Origin of the sequence: Mesotoga sp. Brook.08.YT.4.2.5.2., from assembly GCF_003351125.1 — a bacterium.
Lineage (GTDB): Bacteria > Thermotogota > Thermotogae > Petrotogales > Kosmotogaceae > Mesotoga.
In genome coordinates this window covers 35,284-57,732 of the sequence record NZ_JPGZ01000006.1, presented here as the reverse complement: position 1 = coordinate 57,732, position 22,449 = coordinate 35,284, and the positions used below count along the sequence as shown (strand labels likewise).

The 22,449-nt window shown below is 45.5% G+C and carries 31 protein-coding genes and 2 tRNA genes; 3 read left to right on the top strand and 30 right to left on the bottom strand.

All coding sequences use genetic code 11. The annotated features are described in order from the left end of the window. Window positions 1-19 precede the first annotated feature (19 nt). Genes Q502_RS01140 through acpP form a run of 4 tightly spaced genes read right to left on the bottom strand, consistent with a single transcriptional unit; the run spans window position 20 to window position 3,406 of the window. Window positions 20-1,531: a DUF5693 family protein gene (locus tag Q502_RS01140; RefSeq protein ID WP_243392241.1), complete on the bottom strand. Its 1,512-nt coding sequence runs from the start codon at window positions 1,529-1,531 to the stop codon at window positions 20-22. Next, complete coding sequence (locus tag Q502_RS01130) at window positions 1,459-2,223, bottom strand: hypothetical protein (protein WP_099829112.1); 765 nt, start codon at window positions 2,221-2,223, stop codon at window positions 1,459-1,461. The genes Q502_RS01140 and Q502_RS01130 overlap by 73 nt, the downstream gene beginning before the upstream one ends. Next, window positions 2,220-3,125 carry an RluA family pseudouridine synthase gene (locus Q502_RS01125; protein ID WP_102818924.1) on the bottom strand — a complete coding sequence of 302 codons (906 nt, stop codon included), beginning with the start codon at window positions 3,123-3,125 and terminating at the stop codon, window positions 2,220-2,222. Before Q502_RS01125 ends, Q502_RS01130 begins: the two co-directional genes overlap by 4 nt. 29 nt (window positions 3,126-3,154) lie before the next feature. After that, complete coding sequence (gene acpP / locus Q502_RS01120; RefSeq protein WP_099829110.1) at window positions 3,155-3,406, bottom strand: acyl carrier protein; 252 nt, start codon at window positions 3,404-3,406, stop codon at window positions 3,155-3,157. Window positions 3,407-3,542: 136 nt separating this feature from the next. Here acpP and Q502_RS01115 point away from each other — a divergent pair, with 136 nt between their 5' ends. Both Q502_RS01115 and Q502_RS01110 read left to right on the top strand, forming a co-directional pair. After that, entirely contained in the window at window positions 3,543-4,364 is an 822-nt protein-coding gene (locus Q502_RS01115; protein WP_099829109.1) for a purine-nucleoside phosphorylase, read from the top strand. Beyond that, window positions 4,364-5,347, top strand: a complete 984-nt coding sequence (locus Q502_RS01110) for a bifunctional oligoribonuclease/PAP phosphatase NrnA (RefSeq protein WP_099829108.1) — start codon at window positions 4,364-4,366, stop codon at window positions 5,345-5,347. Before Q502_RS01115 ends, Q502_RS01110 begins: the two co-directional genes overlap by 1 nt. Here Q502_RS01110 and Q502_RS01105 read toward each other — a convergent pair. The 4 genes from Q502_RS01105 to folE2 are packed head-to-tail and all read right to left on the bottom strand — an operon-like array spanning window position 5,344 to window position 8,118. Continuing rightward, window positions 5,344-5,982: a site-2 protease family protein gene (locus Q502_RS01105; protein WP_243392240.1), complete on the bottom strand. Its 639-nt coding sequence runs from the start codon at window positions 5,980-5,982 to the stop codon at window positions 5,344-5,346. The two genes, Q502_RS01110 and Q502_RS01105, sit on opposite strands and share 4 nt — an antisense overlap. After that, window positions 5,972-6,676 carry a 16S rRNA (cytidine(1402)-2'-O)-methyltransferase gene (gene rsmI, locus Q502_RS01100; protein WP_099829107.1) on the bottom strand — a complete coding sequence of 235 codons (705 nt, stop codon included), beginning with the start codon at window positions 6,674-6,676 and terminating at the stop codon, window positions 5,972-5,974. Before rsmI ends, Q502_RS01105 begins: the two co-directional genes overlap by 11 nt. Beyond that, a complete protein-coding gene (rsmG, locus tag Q502_RS01095) occupies window positions 6,673-7,350 on the bottom strand; it encodes a 16S rRNA (guanine(527)-N(7))-methyltransferase RsmG (protein ID WP_099829106.1) in 678 nt (225 codons plus the stop codon). The genes rsmI and rsmG overlap by 4 nt, the downstream gene beginning before the upstream one ends. A 3-nt stretch (window positions 7,351-7,353) precedes the next feature. Next, window positions 7,354-8,118 (bottom strand): GTP cyclohydrolase FolE2, encoded by a 765-nt coding sequence (folE2, locus tag Q502_RS01090; RefSeq protein ID WP_347708250.1) that lies wholly within the window; start codon window positions 8,116-8,118, stop codon window positions 7,354-7,356. A 50-nt stretch (window positions 8,119-8,168) separates the two neighbouring features. Between folE2 and Q502_RS01085 the strand changes: the two genes are divergently transcribed. Beyond that, window positions 8,169-8,257 (top strand) — tRNA-Ser (locus Q502_RS01085). A gap of 18 nt (window positions 8,258-8,275) precedes the next feature. Here Q502_RS01085 and lepB read toward each other — a convergent pair. The 22 genes from lepB to Q502_RS00975 all read right to left on the bottom strand — a co-directional run bounded on the left by lepB (window position 8,276) and on the right by Q502_RS00975 (window position 22,419). After that, window positions 8,276-9,118: a signal peptidase I gene (lepB, locus tag Q502_RS01080; protein ID WP_099829104.1), complete on the bottom strand. Its 843-nt coding sequence runs from the start codon at window positions 9,116-9,118 to the stop codon at window positions 8,276-8,278. 6 nt (window positions 9,119-9,124) lie between these two features. Beyond that, entirely contained in the window at window positions 9,125-9,472 is a 348-nt protein-coding gene (gene rplS / locus Q502_RS01075) for a 50S ribosomal protein L19 (RefSeq protein ID WP_099829103.1), read from the bottom strand. A gap of 1 nt (window position 9,473) precedes the next feature. After that, the gene (locus Q502_RS01070; protein ID WP_099829102.1) at window positions 9,474-10,058 is read right to left on the bottom strand and encodes an RNA methyltransferase; all 585 of its coding nucleotides are present in this window, start codon (window positions 10,056-10,058) and stop codon (window positions 9,474-9,476) included. Further along, complete coding sequence (trmD, locus tag Q502_RS01065) at window positions 10,048-10,791, bottom strand: tRNA (guanosine(37)-N1)-methyltransferase TrmD (protein ID WP_099829101.1); 744 nt, start codon at window positions 10,789-10,791, stop codon at window positions 10,048-10,050. Before trmD ends, Q502_RS01070 begins: the two co-directional genes overlap by 11 nt. Continuing rightward, entirely contained in the window at window positions 10,788-11,348 is a 561-nt protein-coding gene (rimM, locus tag Q502_RS01060; RefSeq protein ID WP_099829100.1) for a ribosome maturation factor RimM, read from the bottom strand. The genes trmD and rimM overlap by 4 nt, the downstream gene beginning before the upstream one ends. Beyond that, window positions 11,345-11,578 (bottom strand): KH domain-containing protein, encoded by a 234-nt coding sequence (locus Q502_RS01055; protein WP_099829099.1) that lies wholly within the window; start codon window positions 11,576-11,578, stop codon window positions 11,345-11,347. The genes rimM and Q502_RS01055 overlap by 4 nt, the downstream gene beginning before the upstream one ends. Then, entirely contained in the window at window positions 11,578-11,868 is a 291-nt protein-coding gene (gene rpsP / locus Q502_RS01050) for a 30S ribosomal protein S16 (RefSeq protein ID WP_099829098.1), read from the bottom strand. Before rpsP ends, Q502_RS01055 begins: the two co-directional genes overlap by 1 nt. 31 nt (window positions 11,869-11,899) lie before the next feature. Further along, the gene (gene ffh, locus Q502_RS01045; protein ID WP_099829097.1) at window positions 11,900-13,216 is read right to left on the bottom strand and encodes a signal recognition particle protein; all 1,317 of its coding nucleotides are present in this window, start codon (window positions 13,214-13,216) and stop codon (window positions 11,900-11,902) included. A 243-nt stretch (window positions 13,217-13,459) separates the two neighbouring features. Then, window positions 13,460-14,026, bottom strand: coding sequence for a thymidine kinase (locus Q502_RS01040; RefSeq protein WP_099829096.1), 567 nt, complete (start codon window positions 14,024-14,026; stop codon window positions 13,460-13,462). Between the two features lie 4 nt (window positions 14,027-14,030). Further along, window positions 14,031-14,825, bottom strand: coding sequence for a carbohydrate kinase (locus Q502_RS01035; RefSeq protein ID WP_099829095.1), 795 nt, complete (start codon window positions 14,823-14,825; stop codon window positions 14,031-14,033). After that, window positions 14,794-15,432, bottom strand: coding sequence for a uracil phosphoribosyltransferase (gene upp, locus Q502_RS01030; protein WP_165775336.1), 639 nt, complete (start codon window positions 15,430-15,432; stop codon window positions 14,794-14,796). The genes Q502_RS01035 and upp overlap by 32 nt, the downstream gene beginning before the upstream one ends. Continuing rightward, a complete protein-coding gene (gene glyA, locus Q502_RS01025; protein ID WP_099829093.1) occupies window positions 15,419-16,708 on the bottom strand; it encodes a serine hydroxymethyltransferase in 1,290 nt (429 codons plus the stop codon). Before glyA ends, upp begins: the two co-directional genes overlap by 14 nt. Window positions 16,709-16,729: 21 nt before the next feature. Next, entirely contained in the window at window positions 16,730-17,776 is a 1,047-nt protein-coding gene (gene mtnA, locus Q502_RS01020; RefSeq protein WP_099829092.1) for an S-methyl-5-thioribose-1-phosphate isomerase, read from the bottom strand. Continuing rightward, entirely contained in the window at window positions 17,776-18,582 is an 807-nt protein-coding gene (locus tag Q502_RS01015; protein WP_180977924.1) for an Mrp/NBP35 family ATP-binding protein, read from the bottom strand. The genes mtnA and Q502_RS01015 overlap by 1 nt, the downstream gene beginning before the upstream one ends. Then, window positions 18,579-19,001 (bottom strand): OsmC family protein, encoded by a 423-nt coding sequence (locus Q502_RS01010; protein WP_099829091.1) that lies wholly within the window; start codon window positions 18,999-19,001, stop codon window positions 18,579-18,581. Before Q502_RS01010 ends, Q502_RS01015 begins: the two co-directional genes overlap by 4 nt. 40 nt (window positions 19,002-19,041) lie before the next feature. After that, window positions 19,042-19,401 carry a 50S ribosomal protein L20 gene (gene rplT, locus Q502_RS01005; protein WP_099829090.1) on the bottom strand — a complete coding sequence of 120 codons (360 nt, stop codon included), beginning with the start codon at window positions 19,399-19,401 and terminating at the stop codon, window positions 19,042-19,044. Window positions 19,402-19,424: 23 nt separating this feature from the next. Then, entirely contained in the window at window positions 19,425-19,628 is a 204-nt protein-coding gene (rpmI, locus tag Q502_RS01000) for a 50S ribosomal protein L35 (protein WP_006491740.1), read from the bottom strand. Then, window positions 19,597-20,163, bottom strand: a complete 567-nt coding sequence (gene infC / locus Q502_RS00995) for a translation initiation factor IF-3 (RefSeq protein WP_258001819.1) — start codon at window positions 20,161-20,163, stop codon at window positions 19,597-19,599. The genes rpmI and infC overlap by 32 nt, the downstream gene beginning before the upstream one ends. A 124-nt stretch (window positions 20,164-20,287) precedes the next feature. Further along, a tRNA-Lys gene (locus Q502_RS00990) sits at window positions 20,288-20,363 on the bottom strand. A 49-nt stretch (window positions 20,364-20,412) separates the two neighbouring features. Further along, window positions 20,413-21,216: a carbon-nitrogen hydrolase family protein gene (locus Q502_RS00985; protein WP_099829088.1), complete on the bottom strand. Its 804-nt coding sequence runs from the start codon at window positions 21,214-21,216 to the stop codon at window positions 20,413-20,415. Beyond that, window positions 21,209-21,703 carry a hypothetical protein gene (locus Q502_RS00980; RefSeq protein ID WP_099829087.1) on the bottom strand — a complete coding sequence of 165 codons (495 nt, stop codon included), beginning with the start codon at window positions 21,701-21,703 and terminating at the stop codon, window positions 21,209-21,211. The genes Q502_RS00985 and Q502_RS00980 overlap by 8 nt, the downstream gene beginning before the upstream one ends. Beyond that, window positions 21,703-22,419 (bottom strand): tetratricopeptide repeat protein, encoded by a 717-nt coding sequence (locus Q502_RS00975; RefSeq protein WP_099829086.1) that lies wholly within the window; start codon window positions 22,417-22,419, stop codon window positions 21,703-21,705. Before Q502_RS00975 ends, Q502_RS00980 begins: the two co-directional genes overlap by 1 nt. Window positions 22,420-22,449 lie beyond the last annotated feature (30 nt).

Here is a 22,449-nt window from a genome sequence, read left to right as displayed (position 1 = left end):
TCCCTCCCATCATCAGATGCTAATTAGACTTGTCTTCATCAGACTCGTTCAACAAGTTGTTAGCGATGTCCCTTGATCTATTATACTTTTTGATGATCGCGATTATTAGAAGTGAAAGCACTGTACCGAAGATTAAACCATACGCACTTCTCAGCAGGCCTGTCCACAGAGGAACAGTAGCGTGGCAGAAGGTATTAACTATAGATACAGTTACAAGTGATCCACCTGCAGCAATTATCGGTCCGAGTTTCCCTTTGAGATCAAAAGAGAAGTGAATCATCACTGCCAGAAGCGGATATGCGAGCAATTCCTTGAAACGCGGACGGACTATGAGGACGTTGTCAAGATAGTCTCGCATTGTTCTTTCCACATCAAGCACAAAAGAGAAGTTCCCGCTTCTAAGGATGTAATAGACGGCTACCAGCCCCGCAAGAAGAACGACAAGTATATCTCCCCTAGAAACCTTTTTCGAAACGCTTCTACCAAAACCAGTGACAAAAAGCCAGAAGGGGAGGGCTACCAATGAGATCTTCACGCCTCTGAAGAGCTCCAGTCCATTCTGATAGGAGGCACCTACCATCGAGGCGTTGATTGCTATTCCGAGGAAGATCGAGAAGGAAAAGAAAAGAAGGAGACCCTTGATCACCCCGGTTTTCAAGGAAGAAACCCTCCGATATATGGCAAACTCACCGAAGACAGCGGCCGCGGGAAGACCAACAGTTGGAAACAACACGAATAACGCTGTAACAACAGCTGCAAGCAAAGGACTGACAGATAACAGGAGAACAAACACAAACAGGGATGCCAGCAAGGCGAACCTGGATGAACCAGTCCTTGGAGAAACTACTTCGGTCGAAACTAATCCCATTCCGTCGAGTATTCCATAAACTTGGGATACCAGCTCATCATAGTCAAAATCATTGTCGGGAGTCAAAAAGAGAAGTGCATCAATGCTCCTTTCCCTGACAGCTCTAAGGTACCTGGTCACTGCCTTGTCAACATCATAGTTTGGATACTCTTTCTTCTTCAGATTGTGCACTCGAAACACCAGAGATTTGTTCTCCCTTGCCCTCAGCACATCTAGGACATAATGGCCTCTTTCGTCAAACTCCATGTATCCCGTGTATGCGAAGTGATTGTCAAGAATCGATGCAAGCTCCGAGACTGTGTAAGGGGAGACTCCAGTAAGGATCATCGGGATCTGCAGAGCCAATATCTCCTCCAGCCTATGCCAGTCGTCTCTCAGATCCACCAGAATAACCGAAGACTCCAAATTCGAGACGTTCTCCAGATCTTCCACGTAAATCAGCTGCTTTGAAGGGACTGCGTCTACCGCCTTCTCTGTAATTACCACAGCATCGTTGTAGTTGAAATCCAGGGAAACTCTCCAGGGAATGTAGAACAAAGACAGAAGCAATCCGGAAATGAAGGCAACAACGACTATACCGTTGCCGAGTCTTAGTGCGCTCTTCTGTTTTTCGTTTCTTCGTCTTCTCTGAGACTTTCTAGGTCTAACGGGAACTTCCGCCAATACTTGTCTCTCCTCCCAATCAGAAGATAAAGAAATAATACTACACCGATGAGAAATGGAGAATACGGAAGCAAGAAGATAAGTCTCCACTTTAGAATCATAGACTCTAGACTCGATCCAAAAACCTTCGAAAAGGCTGCACTCATATCCCCTTCTTCTAAGAACTCTTCTGCGACGATCGTCAGATCAATATATGAATGCCTCTCCAGAATGTATCCAGCGAAGCTCGAAACAGCTCCATAGAAAACAGATTGGTCATCCTTATTAGGGTACCTTCTGTCAAACTCTGTGAAATCATAGAAGGCAACTCTGAGTATCGGAATTCTCGTCCTCGAATGAAGACTCTGAAAGCCTTCCGCCATTAATTCATGGTACCATACAGGAATCTCATTAGGAGTGAAGCCGATGCTCCTAAGGTACTCAAAGAAATAGACATGTGCGAGTTCATGTCTTGCGACTCCGGATCTATAGGAAGTCGTGTAAAGAAAGATCTGGTAGATTCCATTATCATCAATTGCTGCTGGCTGCTCATGGCCTTCGCCTTTGAGAATCGTAAGACTATACTTGACCGAAAAGCCGTATATCTGTGAGAGTTCAGCGTTTGCTTCTTCAATCTCTCTCCTGATCTCCACTTGACTGAATGTGTAGATCGAAATGAGAATGACCGTCAAAAGCAGAAGAGCTGACTTCATTTGAGTTTGACCAACACCTTCTCAAGGTCGTCGGGAAGTCCCGAAAGAATCTCGATCGTCTTTCCACCTTCCCAAATAAAGGAGAGTCTCGAACAGTGCAAGAAGTATCTTCTGAGCCCGGTCTCTTTCTTGAACTCCCTGTTGAACAATCTGTCTCCATAGACATCGTCCCCAACAACTGGATACCCGGCTTCGCTCAGCTGACGACGTATCTGGTGCTTCTTCCCTGTGTGAAGATCTATCCACAATAGTGAAACCGAGGCAAAACTCTTTTCAATTCTGAACGTCAATGACTCAGTGTGTTTCTCTCTCTCGGAAACAAGTCTTCCTTTAGCTTCCGGCACTCCTTTCACAAGCGTCTGGTAACCCTTTTCCATTCCTCGCAGCCTAAACAGTGATGACAACTCTCTAGCCGACTCTGGAGATTTGGCGAAGACTATTACTCCTGAGGTATGCTTATCGAGCCGGTGGACGGGCCGCGGCAAGAAACCTCTTGCCTCTCCATATGCCATGAGTCCTTCGACCAACGTTACAATCTGGATGCCTTTTCCGGGATGAACGGATATCCCCGCCGGTTTGTCGACCGCGATTATTGAATCGTCTTCGAATAGTATCTTAAGGGGAATCTCGTGAGGAATCAGTTCACGCGATTCTCTAAGACGCTTCAGTCTTGAAGGATCTCCAGAAAAACCTACTCGAACTAAATCTCCTATCTCAAGCCTGAAGGAGCCATCCTTGACTTTCTTCTCATTGACTTTCACATTTCCCTTTCTCAGCAACTTGTAGATAGATGACAACTTCAGGTCTGAGAGCTCCCTTCTCAAGAACCTGTCCAATCTCTCATAGAAGTTTTCTTTTGATACTCTGAATTCTCTATCTATCGATACCACTCCACTCAACATTAAGGGGGCCTTAAGCCCCCTTGAAAGACTCAGTCTTCAACTCCCAGACCTTTGCTGATACTTTCCACAATATCTCCTACCGTAGAGATGCTCTCAATCTGCTCATCTTCGACCTTAAAATCGAATTCATCTTCAAATGCCATCACCAGGTCGACCAGATCAAGAGAATCGGCACCGAGATCCTCTGTCAAACTGGAATCCATAGCGATTTCATCTTCTTCGACTCCAAGTTTCTCGGAAATTATGTTCTTCACTCTGTCGAAAACTTCATCGGCCGTCAAAGGATTTCCTCCCTTCGAATTCTGAAAATCGGAACAATTATATTAACCGAGAGCTTCAAAGTCAAACGGGTCTCGATTCCCAAAAGCATTCATTATTATATAATAATTTGAATGGCTTTACTTTCGGAGGTTTTCTATGAATATATTCGAAGTGATGAAAGAAGAGGTAACTGAACGAATCAAAACGACTCCAAAGGCGGCACTAATTCTCGGATCCGGCCTTGGCTATCTGACGGAACACTTCTCCGAACCAATAGCAATAGAGTATTCTGAAATTCCGGGATTTCCTCAAACAACCGTTGAAGGTCATTCTGGAAGATTGGTCTTCGGATACTTTCATGGTCTTCCCGTTGTAGCAATGGAGGGACGATTTCACTACTACGAGGGTCATAACATCAGAGATGTCACTTCTCCGGTGTATTTGTTCAAGGAGCTCGGAATAGAACATCTGCTGATTACGAATGCTGCGGGGGGCATAAATAGAAGCTTCTCTCCAGGAGATATCGTTGCAGTGACTGATGTAGTGAATTTCGGCTTTCGAAATCCTCTCAGGGGAGTCAATTACGAGCAATATGGCGTGAGATTTCCAGATATGTCGGAAATCGTAGACAGTCGCTGGCTGACGGACTTGAAAAACCGTCTTCAAAACACGGGGATAGAATTGAAGGAGGGAACTTATTGTTGGGCTCTTGGTCCAAATTATGAGACTCCGGCAGAGATAAGGGCCTTTGAGTTTTTCGGAGCAGATCTCGTTGGAATGTCGACAGTTCCAGAAGTAATCGCTGCCAGGCACTGCGGTATCAAGCTTCTTGTTCTATCCTGCGTTACGAATCTGGCATCGGGAATCCTGAAGGAGAAACTCTCCCATGCCGATGTTGTTAGCACGGCCAGAAGAATCAGACCAAAGTTCAGTTCTATAGTTCGATACGCCATCGAATCATTGTTGGAGAGCAAATGATGATCAGAAAAGCAAGCAGTGTTGTCTCATGTATTCAAAAAGCTGAAACCATCCTTGTAGCTGGCCACATAATGCCCGACGGAGACTGCATTTCTTCCGTGGTCTCGCTTTCGGTGGGTATTGAAAGATTCGGGAAGAAAGCCACACCCGCAATTGATTGGAAAATTCCACCGAACTTCAAAGTCTTTCCCTGGATAGAAAGGATCAAAGGTTTTGACGAGGAGATTCCTAAGCCAGACTTGATTATCGTGGTTGACGCATCATCACCGGACAGAATCGGAAGGTTTGAAAACTTCCTCGGAATGGGAGTTCCTTCGATAGTGATCGATCACCATGCAACAAACACATACTTCGCAAACGAATGCTGGGTAGACCCTTCATACTCGTCGACAGCTCAAATGATTCTCGATCTTCTGAGGCTTATGGATATTGAATATGACAGGGATCTTGCGTTGATGAATTACTTAGGGATTGCAACAGACACGGGATTCTTCAGATACTCAAACGTTGACAGCTCGGTGTTTCAAGCTGCTGCTGAGCTTGTTAGTTTGGGAGCCGATCCCGATTTCGTGGCAACAGCGATTCTCGAGACCCGAAAGATTGAGGAGCTATTTCTTGAAAGAGATGCTATTGATAACATCACGCTGCTTTCAAACAACAGATTTGCTTACTCATATCTGACATTGGCTGATTTTGAAAAGTATTCACTTACAGACGATGATTTCACGGGTTTCGTTGGAGAATTGAGATCAATAGAGAGCGTAGAAGTAGCTCTTTTTGCTTCAGAAGCCCGTTCAGGCGAGGCACACGTTTCACTTAGATCGAAGAAATACTTCGATGTCAGTGAGATTGCCGTTGCATTTGGCGGTGGAGGTCACCAGAAAGCTTCCGGCTTCACCCTCAAATACGAAGGTGACCTTAAGAGCGCGCTTTCCGAAGCAGTTCAAATGATTGACTCTCGACTGCAAAATGAAAGGACTTAAGCAATCAGCCTCGCTAGTAGCTGAATGAACTGCGTTATCGGCCACATTACTAGCTGTATTATGCCCATAAGTGAAAGCACTAGAAGTGTAAGTATTCCGTAGAGTTCATATTTCACCAGCCAATTGACCTGGTTCTCCGGAACAATCATTGTAACAATGTTTGCTCCGTCAAGAGGCGGAATTGGAATTAGGTTGAACAAGGCTGTATTGAGATCAATTACCATCATCCAGTACACTACATCGGCGATGTAGCTCAATGGAAATGAATTGGCGGCTTCCGGCATAAACGTGGAGTACTGGTGGAGACCCGAAAGGTAGAAAACTAGACCGGCAATAAGACCGATCGAAAAATTGGCAATAGAACCAGAAATCGCTGTGAGTATACCCTTGAAATATCCGGCTTTTCTCAGCTTCCAGTAGTTCACAGGGAAAGGTCGAGACCAGCCGAATTTGAAGAAGTAGTACATGAGCAGACCTACAGGGTCTATCCTTTTTATGAATCCGGGTCCTCCCCATTCGGGTTTCACCGCGTCGAATCTCTTCGCGGTTATGAAACGAAAATACTCGTGAGAGATTATGGCCACCGCTATGGCAGGGGTGAGGCTGAAGAAGTTCCTCATCATCTCAAGCATCATTATTCTCCCTTCCAGAGAGAACTACGGTTATCTCCCCTTTTGGCTGGATCGCCTTGAATCTCTCAACTACGTCAGAAAGACTGCCGAAATAACTCTCTTGAAAGAGTTTAGTCATCTCTCTCCCAACGAAGACCTCCCTATCGCCAACTATCTCAAGAAGCTCTCCTAAGGTATCTAGGAGCCGAAATGGAGACTCGAAGAAGACGATGACGCCGTCTCCATAAAGACCCTGAGCAATCTTCCTGAAAACCCTTCTGCGATTCTTGCCTCTTGGCAGAAACCCAAGAAAAGTGAAGTGAGTCCCCGGAAAGCCGCTTATCGCGAGTCCACATGAAACAGCACATGGGCCGGGCGCAACATCCACTTCGAAGCCTCTCTCACGACAAGTTTTGACGACATGAGCTCCCGGGTCCGAGATCACAGGCATACCGGCATCACTTGAAAGCGCTATTTGCTCTCCCTTGCTCAGACGATCAATTATTAACGGAACTCTTTCGTCCTGATTATGCATGTTCAGAGACAGAACAACCTTCTTATCTATTCCCATAGAAGAAAGCAAAGACCTCATCCTTCTAGTGTCTTCGGCGAGAATCAGGTCTGCCTCTTCCAGAATTTTCTTTCCTCTTATGGTCATATCCTCTAGATTTCCTATAGGTGTTCCCACAATCCAAAGCTTCCCTTTTTCAGCAGTCACTTTGAACCTCCCAAAGGAGACTTTGAAGCCATTCCGCACCTTCTCGGAAACCCATCTGGGGTCTCTCTCTTCTTTGCATAGACTATCATGAACCGGATAGATCCGTCTGATAGACAGTACTCCTTCTCCTGCAACAGGCCAAGACCTAGTTTCTCTTCAGCAACGCGTGAGAATACCCTCTCCTCACACCATCCCGGTCCTTTGTAAAGATATACGATGCCTCCGGTTTTCACAAGAGGAGTTGCCAGTTCCAAAGAAGTATCGCATCTGGCGACAGCTCTCATGAACGCTGCATCGAACTTCTCTCTTTCTTCCAGCGCCAATTCCTCCGCTCTTGCTGTTTTCACAACGACGTTCTTCAGTTCCAGCTCATGGGCAAATCTCTCGATCTCCTTTGTCTTCTTCGCAATAGAGTCTACCAATACCCATTCCGCTTCTGGAAAGGCAATTGCCAAGACAAGACCGGGAATCCCGCCGCCACTTCCAATATCCACGAAGCGACCCCTAAATGTTGAATCGCAGAATGGTTTTAGAGAATCCTCCACGTGTACAATCATAGCGCTCTCGAAGTCTCTAACAGACGTAAGGTTGTGTTGAGAAGATGTTATTAGCTCCAGAAGCCTTGTTAGTTTGATGCGACTAGGCGGGTCGATCTGCTCATTCAGGAAACACATGTGCTATTCCTTTTCTATGCAAGCGTAAGCCTCGTGATTATGAATTGATTCCTGGCTTATTACTTCGATTCTATACCAATCGATGCGGTCATCTTCTTGCAGAAACAGAACTACCTCCCGAGAAAGGTCTTCAACAAATCGGGGGTTATCGAAAGAGTGCTCGGTAATGTATTTCTCGTCTTCTCTCTTGAGAAGAGAGAAGATCGGAGCGCTCGCAGATTTCTCGACATACTCGATTATCTCTTCTATCCATACGAGGGAGTTCATTCGAACGGAAACGAACACCTCGGCTCTCTGATTGTGAGCTCCTCTATCGCTGATTTCTTTAGAACAGGGACAGACAGTCATCACCGGAACCTTAACTCCGAGCACAAAATCGAACTCTCCATCCTTCGTTGTGGAAAACGAACAGCCAAACGAGCTGAAACTCTCACTGCCGCTTATAGGAGCCTTCTTTCTTATGAAGTATGGAAATTGCACCTTGATGTGCGCAACATCTGCCCTAAGTGAATCTCTAATGTCGTTCAGAATCGATTCCATGTTTTTCGGCGTGATTTTCTTGTGATGTCTTTCAAGAACCTCAACGAATCTCGACATATGTGTGCCTCGAAAATCCGTCGGAAGATCCACAAAGAGATCGAAATTGCCTACCGTATGCTGTGTTCCAAATTCCCTATCCAAAACCACGATGGGATATTCAATTGACTTTATCCCGACCATGTTGATTCTGATGTTTCTCTTGTCCCTCTCATTCTGTACGTCTCTCAAGATCAACACCCCTTGAATCTGCTCTTTCGAAGAGGTATAATCAGCTAAGTGGAGGCGTATCCTAATTGGCTAAGGAGCCGGTCTTGAAAATCGGTGGGGTTGACGCCCCTTGTGGGTTCGAGTCCCACCGCCTCCGCCAGAACCGGGGATTCCCCGGTTATTTTCTTAATGGCCCAAAATCAGATAATGGCCATATTGTGAGCATAGGACTCCCAATTATAGCTTCCTCTGGCACAAAACCGAAATACCTGCTGTCAAAGCTGTTGGTAGAGTTATCCCCCATCATGAATCTAAACCCTTCCGGAACAATAACCTTTACCTCTCCCGTTGCAGGATCTTGCTGAATATACTTTTCCAGACCGAGCGGTTGCAACACCGTATCGTAGAACTCCGCGTACTCAATAAGCCCCTTGTATGCCTGATACAATCTGTAATATGGCGAAAACCTCACCGAAGGGTCATCCGGGTGAGCCAACCCAAAGAAGAACATCGGATCATAAAAGACCCCTTCCCTGACATATCGCCTTTCCTCCAGCGAAGGAGGAATGTCTCCATTAACGTACAACTGGTAAACTGGATTAGCAGCAGTATAGTCTGGAGCCCTCTTGAGTTCAAGAACATCACCGGGCTTTCCAACCAACCGCTTCACGTATTTCACGTGGCCCCTATATTCTGCGGGTGCGAAGAAATCCATAAACTTGTCGAAGGCCCTGAGATACTTCTGAGACTCGATGTCTACGTAAGGTGTCCAGAATACGACGATATCTCCGTAATCAGGCTGTCTGTATTCGTATGTGATCTTCTCCACAAATAACCTGGCGGGAGGATTTATGGTAGGTATCATAGAACCCGTCGGAACTAGCATAGTCTCAAAAACAAACAGACGAATTATCGTTCCAAAGACAACCGCGTAAAGAATCGCCTTTCCCCACTCCTTCACTTCGTGGAGAAAGCGCGATCCCTTTTTGTCAGAGGCCTTTTCCGACTTCTTAGCAGACACTAGGCCTCAGTCCCTTTTCTCTTTTATCTTTACCTTACCCTGCACGTCTCTAATGTAGTAGATCTTCGCTCTCCTAACTTTTCCTCTTCTCAGAACCTCAATCTTTTCAAGAGAAGGACTTGTAAATGGGAAAATCCTTTCTACGCCAACTCCTGCAGCCCCCACTCTTCTAACAGTAAACGACTTGCCCGTTCCACTGCCCCTGATGCCCATAACAATACCTTCAAAGGCCTGTATCCTTTCCTTGTTCCCTTCTCTTATTCTTACGCTTACCCGTACAGTATCGCCCGGGCCAATCTGTGGAAGATCTTCTCTCAAATGTTCGTTTTCCAGAGATCTTATGTACTGATCCATCTTAATCCCTCCTAACTTCTACTGTATCCTCGTGAATTAATCTGTCTAATATTATCGCAACCGCCGCCCTGACCGAGAGATGATTGAAATCCGAATCTGCTCTCAGCGGCTCAAGCGAATAGTCGCAAGTCTTCTCAATTTCTTTGGGCAAGCCCCAACTTGTTCCAAAAAGAAGAAGATGAGGTTTCTCACTTGATATGATAACCTTCCTCATTTCCTCATAAGTTAGTCTGTCTGTTCCCTTCTTGGCCGAAGTGAATATAAGAACCGGTTTCTTACCCTCAATCCTATCGATTTCTTCAATAACGTCTTCGATGTACGACGCCCTCTTAACAACAGTAAGGGCCTCACTTCTACTAGGATTGTACTCTCTTCCGAACTCCTCAAGCCAGTAATTAAGAACATTATCTACTATTTCTCTCTGCGCGGGAAGATTGCTCACTACGAAGTAGCCTTTGATGTTGTACGTTCTGCATGTTCGGGCAATATCGTGCACATCGAGATTAGTAACCGCGCTGGAAACGATATTTCCATGCCTACCCAAAACTGGGTAGTGAATTAGAGCAAGGTATATGTTATTCAGCATCTCTTTTCAGCTCCTTGAAGAGCGCAAGCAAGGCCTTCTTATCCGTCAAATCGAAATCATGCTTCAAAAAGACATCCGGTCTTCTCTCCATAGTCCTCTTCAAACTCTCGATCCTTCTGTAAATCTCTATCATCTCATGATTCCCGCTAAGGAGCTCGTCGGGCACCTTCATACCGTTCAGTTCTCTCGGTCTTGTGTAATGAGGATGATCAAGGAGTTCAGAGAAGAATGAATCGTTTATCACCGACTCCATATCCCCCACCACACCGGGCACAAATCTTGAGATAGCCTCTATCATGAGCATTGCAGGAACTTCTCCACCGCTAAGTACGAAGTCTCCCACCGAAAGCTCTTCGTCAACTACATTCATAACTCTTTCGTCTATTCCCTCATATCGACCACAGATGAAGGCAATACTTTCTAACCTACTTAGTTCCTGAGCCTTGTTATTGTCAAAGGCCTTACCCTGAGGAGATGCATAGATTACGTAGGGTTTGGTTCCTTCGTCGGACAGACTCTCAACTGCTTTCAGAATTGGTTCGGCCTTCATTACTAGACCGCTTCCCCCTCCAAAAGGGTAGTCGTCGGTGGTCCTGTGACGATCCTCCGTGAAATCTCTTATATCGACGGCTCTAAAGAATATAATCTCTCTTTCTATTGCTCGAGATATGACTCCCCAGCTGAAAACCGTTTCAAAGAGCCGTGGAAAGATCGTCAAGACGTAGATTCTCATCCAGACTTAACCTCTTCAAATTCCATAGTCTTCGCTACTATAGCCTTCCCATCTAGATTCAACTCGACAATGTAATCCTTTATTAGAGGTATCAGCTCTTCCTTCACGGTTAAGTCCTTCTGATCTCGAACAACAACCATAACATCGTTTGCGCCGGTGTCGATGATGTCGTTCACCATACCAATAAGTCGACCTTTTTCATCGTAGACACTGCAACCAAGAATCTGGAAGTAGTAATACTCTCCCTCTCCAAGTTCAGGCAAGGCCTGCCTTTCAATATATATGTGGAAGCCCACAAACCTCTCTGCCTGAACCATCGAGTCAACACCGTCAAAGTGAACAATCCATCCCTTTGGTGCTTTCCTGACTCCGTCTAGAGATACTCTAAGGAGAGATCCCGTTTTCTCGTTGTACAGTAAGACATCCTCGATACCTCTGAACACTTCTTCGTCTTCTAGAGAAATCTTGGCCTTCATCTCGCCCCGAAGACCGTGTGGCTTGACTATCCTTCCCACAGGGATCATGTCCTCAGAAAGGCCACCTCTCAAATCGCTCATCGAACCACCTTTAGGATGAAACTCTCCTTCGACGAGCCTGCGAGAGCATTGAGAAGAACATTCACTGACTTTATGGTTCTGCCATCTTTCCCGATTATCTGGCCGACATCTTCTTCTGCAGCACTTATTTCAAAGACCGTGTTTCCGTTTTCGTCAGTTGTCTGATCTACTGCAATCTGATCAGGGTTTCTAACTATTCCCTTCAGAATATGTTCAAGCACTTCCTTCATTACTCCGTTTTCTCTCCTGACTCTTTTACGAATTTGAGTTCATGAACCTTCTTCATAACTCCAAACTTTGCGAGAATAGATCTCGCGGTTTCCGTTGGTTGCGCACCCTTCATAATCCATTCTACGGCCTTGTCGACATCAACACTCATAATTCCCGGATCCCTGATGGGATCATAGAAACCTAGAGAGTCAATATATGCTCCGTCTCTACGTTTCTGAGAATCTACCACGACAAGCCTGTAAAACGGCCTGTTTCTTCTACCCATTCTTGTTAGCCTTATTCTTACCATTCTTTGCGTACACCTCCTGATTCTTTACTATCTAAAATGGAAATCCTTTCATACTTTTGAACAGCTTTCCCTTCTTTCCGAACTGCTTCATCATGCTTCTCATCTGATCATATGACTTCAAGAGCTTGTTCACATCCTGGATAGTCGTACCGCTGCCTCTTGCAACCCTTTGTTTTCTTGAGTAGTTCAGAAGCTTGGGGTTTCTCCTCTCTTTCGAGGTCATTGAGCTTATAATCGCTTCCGTTCGCTTCATGCTTTTCTCGCTTCCCGCAAGATCCACATCTTTGGGTGCTCCGGGAATCATTTCCATGATGTCTGCTATGGAACCCAGCTTCTTCACTTCCTTAAGCTGGTTTAGAAAGTCCTCAAGATCGAACTTGTTCTTGAGAAACTTCTCTTCCATCTCTTTTGCCTTTTCCTCGTCTATGTTCGACTGCAGTTTATCTATTAGTGATAGTACGTCTCCCATGCCAAGTATTCGACCGGTCACTCTGTCTGGATAGAAAGTCTCAATCCCATCGGGCTTCTCGGAAATCCCTATGAACTTGACCGGTCTGCCCGTCACATGCCGTATCGATAGAATCACTCCGCCTCTGGCATCTCCATCTAGCTTCGTCACAACGAACCCCGACAGCTCAAGCGCTTCATTAAATGCCTTTGCAGAATTCACTGCATCCTGACCAGTCATCGCGTCAACAACCATTAGGATCTCGTCGGGCTTGACCGTGGCAACGATCTCTCTGAGTTCACTCATCATTGTTTCATCTATATGAAGCCGTCCGGCCGTATCTAGAATTACCACATCGTTAATATTCTTTACTGCCTGCTGAACCGCTTCCTTAGCAATTCTCACCGGATTCTTTCTTTCGCCGGTGAAAACGGGCAAATCTATCTGCTTTCCGAGCTGAATAAGCTGATCAATAGCAGCCGGTCTGTAAACATCTGCTGCAACAAGGAGAGGTTTCTTGCCTTCCTTTCTCAGTAGAGCACCGAGCTTGGCAGTAGTCGTCGTCTTTCCGCTGCCCTGAAGACCTACCATCATGATTATGGCAGGCTGACTAGAAAGCCTCAACGGAACCGACTTCTCACCAAGCATCTTGATCAGCTCATCCCTAACGATCTTTATGAACTGTTGATCCGGTGTGAAAGACTTCAGCACCTCTTCGCCAAGAGCCTTTTCTGTTACCCCTCCTATAAACTCTTTGACAACCTTGTAGTTAACATCGGCTTCTAGGAGCGATAGCTTAACTTGCTTAACGGCGTCTTCTATATTCTTTTCCGAGATCCTTCCTTTTCCACTCAGCAGCTTAAATGCTCTGCCGAGTTTGTCCTGGAGATTCTCAAACATCTAAACACCTCCGCAGCCTGAAAAGTATACAACGGGCCGGCGCAAGAATGTTGAACTTATCTGAACAACAACTGCGATTATCATCTACTTATATTAATTTTTAATTACCACTCTAATATCAATATACTTAATTCACCTATGTACTTGCGAATAATTTCTTAAGCAATACTATCATTCACCAAATGGCGAAGAGGCTAAACATTATTCTAAAGAAGATTATGGCATCGAAGCGGCGCGTGCTATCTAGTCAGATGAATTAAGTTCTCTGTAACAATCCCTGCAGACGGCTATATATTTCTCCATTCCACCCACATCTATCTCACTATCTATCGAACCCGAAATCCTGTGCGTAACGGTTGCATTGTACTCGCCACACCTGTGGCATACGGCCTTCTTTTTGACGACTTCATCTGCAGCCGCCATCAAACTTGCAGTGACGGTAAAAGGCCTGTGTTTGAAACTGAGATCTAGCCCCACACAGAAGACATCAATCCCGCTAAATACTATCTCTTCCACTACCTCTAGCAGACTTTGATCGAAAAAGTTAGTCTCATCTATGAAAATCGCGTCGAGCTTCTCCTTTTCCAGTGAAACGATTTCTCGGATTTTTGAAGAGTCTTCCACGTTAATGGCCTCTGCCATCTGTCCCGAGTGACTAACCACATGATTAGAGGAGTATCTGTTATCAATTATCGGCTTGAAAACCTTTATTCTCTTTCTTCCAAGTGTATATATCTCTATCATGGATAGAAGTGTCGAAGTCTTCCCGGAATACATTGGTCCCGCAACAACTGTTAGTTTCCCAGACATATGCTCAACCCCTTATAGAGTTATCAATGACAGCTCTCTTATGAAGCACGAACTGCTCTAGCGTTCGTTCCTGATAGCAGAACTCGCTGCTGATCTCAACGGCCTCTCTTATGGCGCCATCGATGGCCCTTCCAGCAAGAATCATGATCGACAAGATCGCTCCAAACAAATCCCCGCTGCCGAAACGACTCTCACCGATTCTACGGGGTTTGTAATCATGTCCCCCGTAAGAGGCTCCTTTTGAGGATGCCTTAGTAATCACTCTCCTGTCTTTCTTGTCAAAGGCCATATAATCATTGGCGAGAATAAGATCGTACAACGAAAGTCCCCCGTTCCCCCTATATTCGTGCCCAGGAGAAGGATCGAGCACCTTCAAACGTGACTTAATGGCGCTCGCCGTCGCAGCAGCCGACTGGCCTATCTCTAGAGTACTGTAAATGAGATCAAACTCCTCTTTTAGCAAAATGCCGATCAGCTCTTCTTCAATACCGACTATCGACGGCTTTTCCACGGCGAGAACTTCATTCTTCCTAAAAAGAAACTTTCCTCTTGAACACTCTGATCTAATTGGGATAGAATTGAACTCCCATTGGCTCGATTCACCAGGGCCAAAACAGCTCAGAAAAAGGACATCAACACCTAACAAGGAAAGGCAGTTTGCCACATTGAAGCCCGATCCTCCAGTAGCCTGGATTATTCTGGCATTGTGGCCACTGCCTGAGACCTCAATATCCTCTAGATATCCGCCGACAACAAGAGCCCGTGCCCTACTTCGTTCTGTAGAGTCTGTCACCTGCATCTCCTAATCCAGGAATGATATAGGCATGATCATTCAGTTTTTCATCAAGAGCTGCGGTAAAGACCTTCACATCCGGATGATTCTTCTGTATGAAACTAACTCCTTCGGGAGCTGCAATCAAACACATCAAAGAGATCTGTTTCCCTCCTGCTTTCTTGACCAGTTTAAGGGCCCAAGATGACGAAACACCCGTTGCCAGCATTGGATCCAGCACAAATATCTGAGTCGTTTCGTCGATCTTTGGCAGTTTTGAGTAATACTCAACGGGTTGAATCGTGTCGGGATCTCTGTATATGCCAATATAACCGACTGATGCGTTAGGCATTAGGGAGAGAACGCCCTCAACCATGCCCAATCCAGCTCTAAGAATCGGAACAACAGTCACCTTCTTATCTTCGATACTTTGACCGATCATCTTCACGAGTGGAGTAGTTATCTCTTTCTCAAAAGTTGGAATATGCCTTGTAGCCTCATAAGTAAGTAACAGAGTGATCTCTTTCAGGAGTTCCCTAAACTCCTTTGGACCGGTTTGATCATCTCTCATTATTCCTAGCTTGTGCTGAATGAGCGGATGGTTAACTATCGTGAGCTGATCAAACACCTGCATCACTCCTGTGAACAAGATCCGGGTAGAGCGGGAATTTCTCAGCCAAAGCCTTGACCTCTTCACTTATCTCTCTCACCTTTGTCTGAGATATCTCTCCCTTATCTCCTTCTATGCTCTTAAGGACTCTGATTATCAAGTCCGCAATAATTGGCATTTCCTTCTCAGTCATTCCCCTTGTAGTAACCGCAGGGGTTCCAATTCTTATGCCACTGGTTACGAAAGGAGATCTTGTCTCCCTAGGTATTGTGTTCTTATTAACCGTAATGTCAGCCTTTTCAAGTGCTTTCTCGGCAGACTTACCGGTGACATTTATTGGAGTCAAATCTACCAGGAAGAGATGTGTATCCGTCCCTCCCGAGACTATCCTTAGACCTTTCTCTACAAGAGACTTCGCCAAATAACGAGTATTCTCGACAATACTCTGCTGATAGACTTTGAATTCATCTCTGAGAGCCTCTCCAAATGATACTGCTTTCGAGGCGATTACGTGCATCAGTGGACCGCCCTGAGTTCCCGGGAACACCATCTTGTCAACCGCTTTGGCGATTTCTTCACTATTGGTAAGTATCATTCCACCCCGAGGTCCTCTCAATGTCTTGTGAGTAGTAGTGGTTACTATATGGGCGAAATCAAGCGGGTTGGGATGAATTCCTGCCGCTACCAAGCCGGCAAAATGCGCCATGTCAACCATCAGCACTGCACCGACTTCATCGGCGATCTCCCTGAACTTCTTGAAATCGATTATTCTAGAATAAGCACTCCCGCCAGCCACAATTACTGAAGGCTTCGACTCGAGGGCAATTCTTCTGACTTCTTTGTAATCGATTACCTCACTCTCCTCATCAACTCCATAAGCGACAACGTTGAAAAGCTTTCCAGAAAAGTTTACCGCTGATCCGTGGGTGAGGTGGCCCCCGTGACTAAGAGACATTCCCATTATAGTATCGCCCGGTTTGGCAATAGCCAGATAGGCAGCCATGTTTGCCTGGGAGCCCGAGTGAGGCTGAACGTTTGAAAACCCCGCATCGAAGAGCTTTTTGGCTCTCTCTCGTGCAAGCTCCTCGACCTCGTCGACAAAAACACAGCCTCCGTAGTATCTTTTGGACGGGTAACCTTCCGCATATTTGTTTGTCATCACTGATCCCATCGCCTCCATGACGGCTTTAGAGACGAAATTCTCAGAAGCGATCAGTTCGAGCCCATTTCTTTGTCTATCAAGCTCTTTGACCATAATATCGAATACTTGTCTATCGGTTCTCTCCAAAGATTCCCACATGCAAAAAACCTCCTAACGATTCTATTCAAACATCTTCTTCAACGAAACATCGTATGGTGCACGAGCAATTCCCTTTTCAGTAATTATCCCGGTTATAAGGCTTGATGGAGTAATATCAAATGCAGGGTTGAAACACTTGACACCCTCGGGGGCTATCTGATAATCCCCAATTTGCGTTATCTCAAGATGGCTTCTCTCCTCTATCGGAATCCCATCACCACTTTTGGTCAGAAGATCCACTGTGCTCAGCGGTGCAACAATGTAGAAAGGAATCCCGTGTTTTTGAGCAAGAATGGCAACCGAATAGGTTCCGATCTTGTTTGCCGTATCACCGTTAGCGGCGATCCTATCTGCCCCGACCAACACTAGATCGACTAACCCCTTCTTCATAACCCATCCTGCCATATTGTCGCAGATAAGAGTAACATCGATTCCTGATTTCATAAGCTCCCAAGCCGTCAGCCTAGCCCCTTGGAGATACGGTCGAGTCTCATCGGCATAAACCGATATCTTTTTGCCTTGCTCCACGGCCGCCCTCATCACACCTAGTGCCGTTCCATAATCCACAGTCGCGAGTGCTCCTGCGTTGCAGTGAGTAAGTATTCCGTCACCGTCTCTCACAACAGTTGCACCGTTTTTCCCAATCGTCATATTGATCTCAATATCTTCCTCTGCTATAGCAAGCGCTTCGCTCTCAAGACTCTCTACTAACCTTTTTCTATCTAATTCACGAAGGGTGTTGAGTGTCTTTTCCATTCTGTTGAGAGCCCAGAAAAGATTTACGGCCGTAGGTCTGCTTTCTGAGAGCCTTCTCTTCACCAAATCCATATGGTCGAAGAACACTTCCTTAGAGCTTGCCAGAACCTCTTTAGCACCAAGGAGATAACCAAATGCCGCGCTTGCTCCTATCGCAGGGGCTCCTCGGATAACCATATCCCTTATCGCATGATACACGTCTTCGTGGGTTTGGCATTCAACATACTTTTCAACTGAAGGTAGTTTTCTTTGGTCTATTAGTATCAGTCGATCTTCTTTCCATTCAAGCGTTATACTCTTGAACTTTCCCACTAGATATTCACCCTCTTAACGATCTCTTTCACCGTTGAGCGGTATGCGACTTCAAGTTCAGACCCTCTCATGTGAGTAACGATGCTTTTGCCGTTGTCCGAAAAACCTACTAGCGTAGGATCGAAGGGGAGCGACCCTAAAAGGGGGATGCTGAAGAGGGTCTCGAGATTCTTACCTCCACCTTCTCCAAATAACTTCGTGATTTCTCCACAGTGCGGGCATCTCATATATGACATGTTTTCCACAATTCCCAGTGGGTTCCTGTGCATTGTCTCTACCAGATTGATCGCTCTCTTCACATCCTGAACTGCAACGGCTTGAGGTGTAGTAACTACAAGCGCCATTATATCAGGAAGATTCTGAAGAACTGTCAAAGGCTCGTCACCGGTACCTGGAGGAGAGTCAATTACGAGGAAGTCGAGCTCTCCCCACGCAACATCACCAAGAAACTGATAGATCGCCGTTGTCTTCATTGGACCACGCCAAATAACCGGAGCATCTTCTTCAACGAAACTTGAAATGCTTATTACCTTAAGATTTGGTAGAACTTCGGGAGGAAAAATCTGTCCTTCTACGACTTCGGGCTGCTTTTTCAGACCTACCATCCTGGCAACGTTTGGTCCATGAAGATCAATATCCATCAGACCCGTCTTGAAGCCTTCATCCGCAAGAGCCAGCGCCAGATTAACCGCGACCGTCGACTTGCCAACTCCGCCTTTACCTGACATCACTAGTATTTTGTTCTTTATTGACTTAACGTTTTCTCTTATGCTTTCCATCCTCTCAGCCATCTCTTGTGGATTCACTTCTCTTCACCTTCATAGTCAATCTTCATTGACATTTTCGCTGTCTTATTTAGCATTGCCGAGACGGAGCAATATCTTTCCTGAGAAAGGACAACTGCCTTTTCAATCTTATCCTTCGGCAGATCTTTGCCCGAAAAGTGATACACGAGTTCGATACTCGTGAAAACCTTCGGATGTTCCTTCGCATACTCATAGTTTGCAGAAATCCAGTACTCGTAATCTGTAACCTTCATCTTGGAAAGAATCGAAACAACATCCATTGAAGTGCAACCCATCAAGGCAGCTATTACCGTCTCCATTGGAGTCGGTGCCGATCCATCGCCTCCAGAACTTTCCTTTGCATCCATATGTATGTCATGGCCAGAAGGAGTCTTCGCGTAGAAGGCCATCTTCCCTATTCTCTTAGCAGAGTATTCCATTGTCTCATCCCCTCTCAAAAAAAAAGGGCCTAAGCCCCTTTTAATTTCCGTTCAGTGCCGATTTGGCAATCTCGCAATACTCCCTAAACGTATTGAAGTCATTAACTGCAAGGTCAGCAAGCATCTTTCTGTTGATGTTCACACCGGCCAATTTCAAACCGTGAATGAGATCGTTGTACTTCGTACCGGCAATTCTAGCACCAGCATTTATCCTGGTTATCCATAGCTTTCGGAAATCTCTCTTTCTGATCTTCCTTCCAGCATATGCGTAGACTCCAGATCTTATGTAATACTGCTTTGCAAGTCTGTATCTTCTGCTCAACGCACCTCTATAGCCTTTCGCGGCCTTCAAGTATTTCAGCTTTTTCTTTTTGGAGTTCACTCCACCTTTTACTCGCATCTAAATCTCACCTCTCAGAAGGGTCAAATGCCCAGGCTTTTCTTTACTTTCTTCTCGTATCCGCCTTCGACCAATTTCCATTTTCGGGCCTCTCGGCGGCTGCTTTCGCTCTTCTTACCGGTATTATGACCAGTTCCAGACTGGTTTCTCATTATCTTTCCACTACCGGTTACCTTATATCTTTTCGCACTTGCCTTATGAGTCTTCATCTTTACTTTGTTGCCCATTATCTTTACCTCCTTGAGGAGCTGCCTTTGGCTTAAGAATCATCCACATATCTCTTCCCTCCAACTTTGGAGGACGGTCGATATCGGAAATTAGTTGAAGCTGGTCTGCAACTCTTTCGAGAATCTCTCTCCCTTTATCTGAAAAGACGATCTCCCTTCCTCTGAACATTATGACCACCCTAACTTTGCTTCCCTTTTCAAGAAACTCTTTGATCCTGTTCGTCTTCGTCTGGAAATCGTGCTCATCGATCCTGATCCTGAATTTCATTTCTTTGAGTTGAGACTGTTTCGTCTTCTTCTTTGCTTCCTTCTTGCGCTTGTCCTTTTCGTATTTATACTTACCGTAGTCCATAATTCTTGCTACAGGAGGATTTGCTGATGGAGCAACAAGAACCAGATCGAGTCCTTTTTCTCTTGCGATTCTCAATGCCTCCGTTGTCTGTACTACTCCAAGCTGTTCTCCGTCAATGTCAACGAGTCTAACAGTCTTCGTCATTATTTCGTTGTTTTTCGGTGTTGAATCACCTCTTACGATACTACATCACCTCTCATAAAAAAATTGGCGGAACAACCCGCCATGTCAATAACCAGTTTTCAAGCTATTGACCCCTCAACCTTTGGGCGGGGGTGGGAGAAGATCTCCACTTAATACTACTTTCTGGTGAGCCGTGCAGGGATCGAACCTGCAACCTATTGATTAAGAATCAATCGCTCTGCCTGCTGAGCTAACGGCCCACTGACGGTATTTATTGTATCCCATGCGAATGAACCTGTCAACCGGGTTTCAACGATAAAGGTCATTCCTGAAGTTAGAAAAATACCCGTGTGAATCGCGGGTTTCACTGTACCGGTACTTCTTCACAAGCTTGGTATCAATATCGGTAGAAGCGAAGCCTTCTGCACCACCGCAATCTACAAGAATTTCGCCTGAGGGAGACACAATTCTGCTCTCTCCGACGAAGTTAATCGATCTACCGACTCCACATTGGCTTGCAGCAACGACAAAACATGCGTTTTCTATCGCACGAGCTCTCGTTGCAACATCGAAAATCGTTCTTCTCTCTCTCCCAAAAGCGAAGGGAATCAATAGAATCTCTGCTCCATTCAAACAGAGTTTTCTTGAGATTTCGGGGAATCCTACTTCGTAGCACATCAGCACTCCGAAACTGACTCCAGAATACTCGAATGACCTGAATTCGCTTCCAGGAGTGAAGACCTTTTTCTCGTCTCGAAAGAGATGAGTCTTGTTGTAGTAGATTGGTTCGAGGTACGGAAACATTATCACAGTGGAATTGAAAACGACCCCATCCTTTCTGTTGACCATCCCACCTACTATGGCGATATCGTTATAATCCGCAAGTGCAGACAGAACTTCCACGGTTTCTTCTTGCATCTCAATCGCGTTGTTCACTGTGGTCTCGTCCGTTCCGTATCCACTATTGAACATCTCGGGAAGGAGCACTAGATCCACTTCTTCTTCTACTAGATTCTCTATGTAGTTAGTCGCTCTCTCAAGGTTTTCTCCAGGTTCATCGTTATACGCTCTAAACTGCACGATTCCGATTCTTACTTTACCTGCACTACTCATTACTGTCTTCACCACCCTGCATAAAAGGGTTCTTAGCCAAAGGTTTGAAAATCCTTCTGACATCCTGCGCAGCAACTAGCAGCATTAGTACCACCGTAAGAACGATTCCACTATTCCCCAGCCGAAAATAAGCTATTCTTCCCATAGCAACTCCTACCAGAATCCAGTATCCCAGCGAGAAGACCACTGCCAGCAGTCTTTTCTGGTGAAGTAAGCCGTAAAAGCCAGACACACCTTGAGCCGCAACCAGAATCATGACCTCGGTTCTGTAGATTGTGCCGGTTGTATCATGAAAGTAGCCGAATATGAGAACCACATAGAAAAGAATCATCGTGAGATTCTGTATTCTAGCCACTCGATCCGTCTTGTTTCCGAGAATCATTCCCGGAAGGATTACTAACACGGCTATCACCGAGTCTAAGAATTGGTAATTGAGAAATGGCATCAGGAAAAGCGGAACAAGCGAGAAAAGTATCCTATAAAGCATCAGTAACCGTTATCTTCAAGCCACTTCTGGGCCTTTTCCTTCGACTCCTGTCCTTGAGCAACAAAAGCCGGTTGCAGATCCAACTCAACAACCCTTTTGTAGTACTGCGCCGCCAGATCTTTCTTTTTCCATACTTCATACAGAACGGCCAGCTCGTAGTAGCTGTTGATGTATTCAGGATCATTTTCAATGGCCTTCAGGAATCGTTCTTCCGACTTTCCGTAATTTCGGTATGGCCAGGGAGTATCCCTATCTCTCATGCCTTTAGCAATAAACGGAAACGGGCTGTCGGGCATCAGTTCCATAGCTTTGTCAATACTCTTGTCGAAGTCAGATATCAGGAACATCGACTGGATTATGCCTGCCATTTGTGCCAGCTGACCGATTGCCGCCCCTTTCACGTAATATGCCATTCCGTAAGAGGCATCCATCTCTATAGCCTTCTCGGCAAGCTCTCTTGCCTTCTTATAATGAGTCTCTCTCGATTTCTTGTCTTCGATCCAGTTCGCGTATTCTCTGTGCGAATCAGCTAGCAAAGTAAGAATCTCTATGTTTCCCATGTCCTCCAACTCAAGCTTTCCTATGAACGCTGACATCATCTCTACATTCTCTAAAGCTCTTATTCCAACGAATTCAGAATACAGAGTCTCATAATCAGAAGCGAGGATCATGACTGAACACACGATCAAAAATACAACTGTAAGCAGTTTCTTCATGTAAAGGTACACCTCCCAAAGAAGATTGTA

Bases quoted from the DNA above. Each gene is read 5' to 3' on its own strand.
- Q502_RS01130 (WP_099829112.1), bottom strand. From the start codon at position 2,223: ATGAAGTCAGCTCTTCTGCTTTTGACGGTCATTCTCATTTCGATCTAC.
- Q502_RS01125 (WP_102818924.1), bottom strand. From the start codon at position 3,125: ATGTTGAGTGGAGTGGTATCGATAGATAGAGAATTCAGAGTATCAAAA.
- Q502_RS01115 (WP_099829109.1), top strand. From the start codon at position 3,543: ATGAATATATTCGAAGTGATGAAAGAAGAGGTAACTGAACGAATCAAA.
- Q502_RS01110 (WP_099829108.1), top strand. From the start codon at position 4,364: ATGATCAGAAAAGCAAGCAGTGTTGTCTCATGTATTCAAAAAGCTGAA.
- Q502_RS01105 (WP_243392240.1), bottom strand. From the start codon at position 5,982: ATGATGCTTGAGATGATGAGGAACTTCTTCAGCCTCACCCCTGCCATA.
- rsmG (WP_099829106.1), bottom strand. From the start codon at position 7,350: ATGTGTTTCCTGAATGAGCAGATCGACCCGCCTAGTCGCATCAAACTA.
- rplS (WP_099829103.1), bottom strand. From the start codon at position 9,472: ATGGATCAGTACATAAGATCTCTGGAAAACGAACATTTGAGAGAAGAT.
- Q502_RS01070 (WP_099829102.1), bottom strand. From the start codon at position 10,058: ATGCTGAATAACATATACCTTGCTCTAATTCACTACCCAGTTTTGGGT.
- trmD (WP_099829101.1), bottom strand. From the start codon at position 10,791: ATGAGAATCTACGTCTTGACGATCTTTCCACGGCTCTTTGAAACGGTT.
- rimM (WP_099829100.1), bottom strand. From the start codon at position 11,348: ATGAGCGATTTGAGAGGTGGCCTTTCTGAGGACATGATCCCTGTGGGA.
- Q502_RS01055 (WP_099829099.1), bottom strand. From the start codon at position 11,578: ATGAAGGAAGTGCTTGAACATATTCTGAAGGGAATAGTTAGAAACCCT.
- rpsP (WP_099829098.1), bottom strand. From the start codon at position 11,868: ATGGTAAGAATAAGGCTAACAAGAATGGGTAGAAGAAACAGGCCGTTT.
- ffh (WP_099829097.1), bottom strand. From the start codon at position 13,216: ATGTTTGAGAATCTCCAGGACAAACTCGGCAGAGCATTTAAGCTGCTG.
- Q502_RS01040 (WP_099829096.1), bottom strand. From the start codon at position 14,026: ATGTCTGGGAAACTAACAGTTGTTGCGGGACCAATGTATTCCGGGAAG.
- Q502_RS01035 (WP_099829095.1), bottom strand. From the start codon at position 14,825: ATGCAGGTGACAGACTCTACAGAACGAAGTAGGGCACGGGCTCTTGTT.
- upp (WP_165775336.1), bottom strand. From the start codon at position 15,432: ATGCAGGTGTTTGATCAGCTCACGATAGTTAACCATCCGCTCATTCAG.
- glyA (WP_099829093.1), bottom strand. From the start codon at position 16,708: ATGTGGGAATCTTTGGAGAGAACCGATAGACAAGTATTCGATATTATG.
- Q502_RS01010 (WP_099829091.1), bottom strand. From the start codon at position 19,001: ATGGAATACTCTGCTAAGAGAATAGGGAAGATGGCCTTCTACGCGAAG.
- rplT (WP_099829090.1), bottom strand. From the start codon at position 19,401: ATGCGAGTAAAAGGTGGAGTGAACTCCAAAAAGAAAAAGCTGAAATAC.
- rpmI (WP_006491740.1), bottom strand. From the start codon at position 19,628: ATGGGCAACAAAGTAAAGATGAAGACTCATAAGGCAAGTGCGAAAAGA.
- Q502_RS00985 (WP_099829088.1), bottom strand. From the start codon at position 21,216: ATGAGTAGTGCAGGTAAAGTAAGAATCGGAATCGTGCAGTTTAGAGCG.
- Q502_RS00980 (WP_099829087.1), bottom strand. From the start codon at position 21,703: ATGCTTTATAGGATACTTTTCTCGCTTGTTCCGCTTTTCCTGATGCCA.
- Q502_RS00975 (WP_099829086.1), bottom strand. From the start codon at position 22,419: ATGAAGAAACTGCTTACAGTTGTATTTTTGATCGTGTGTTCAGTCATG.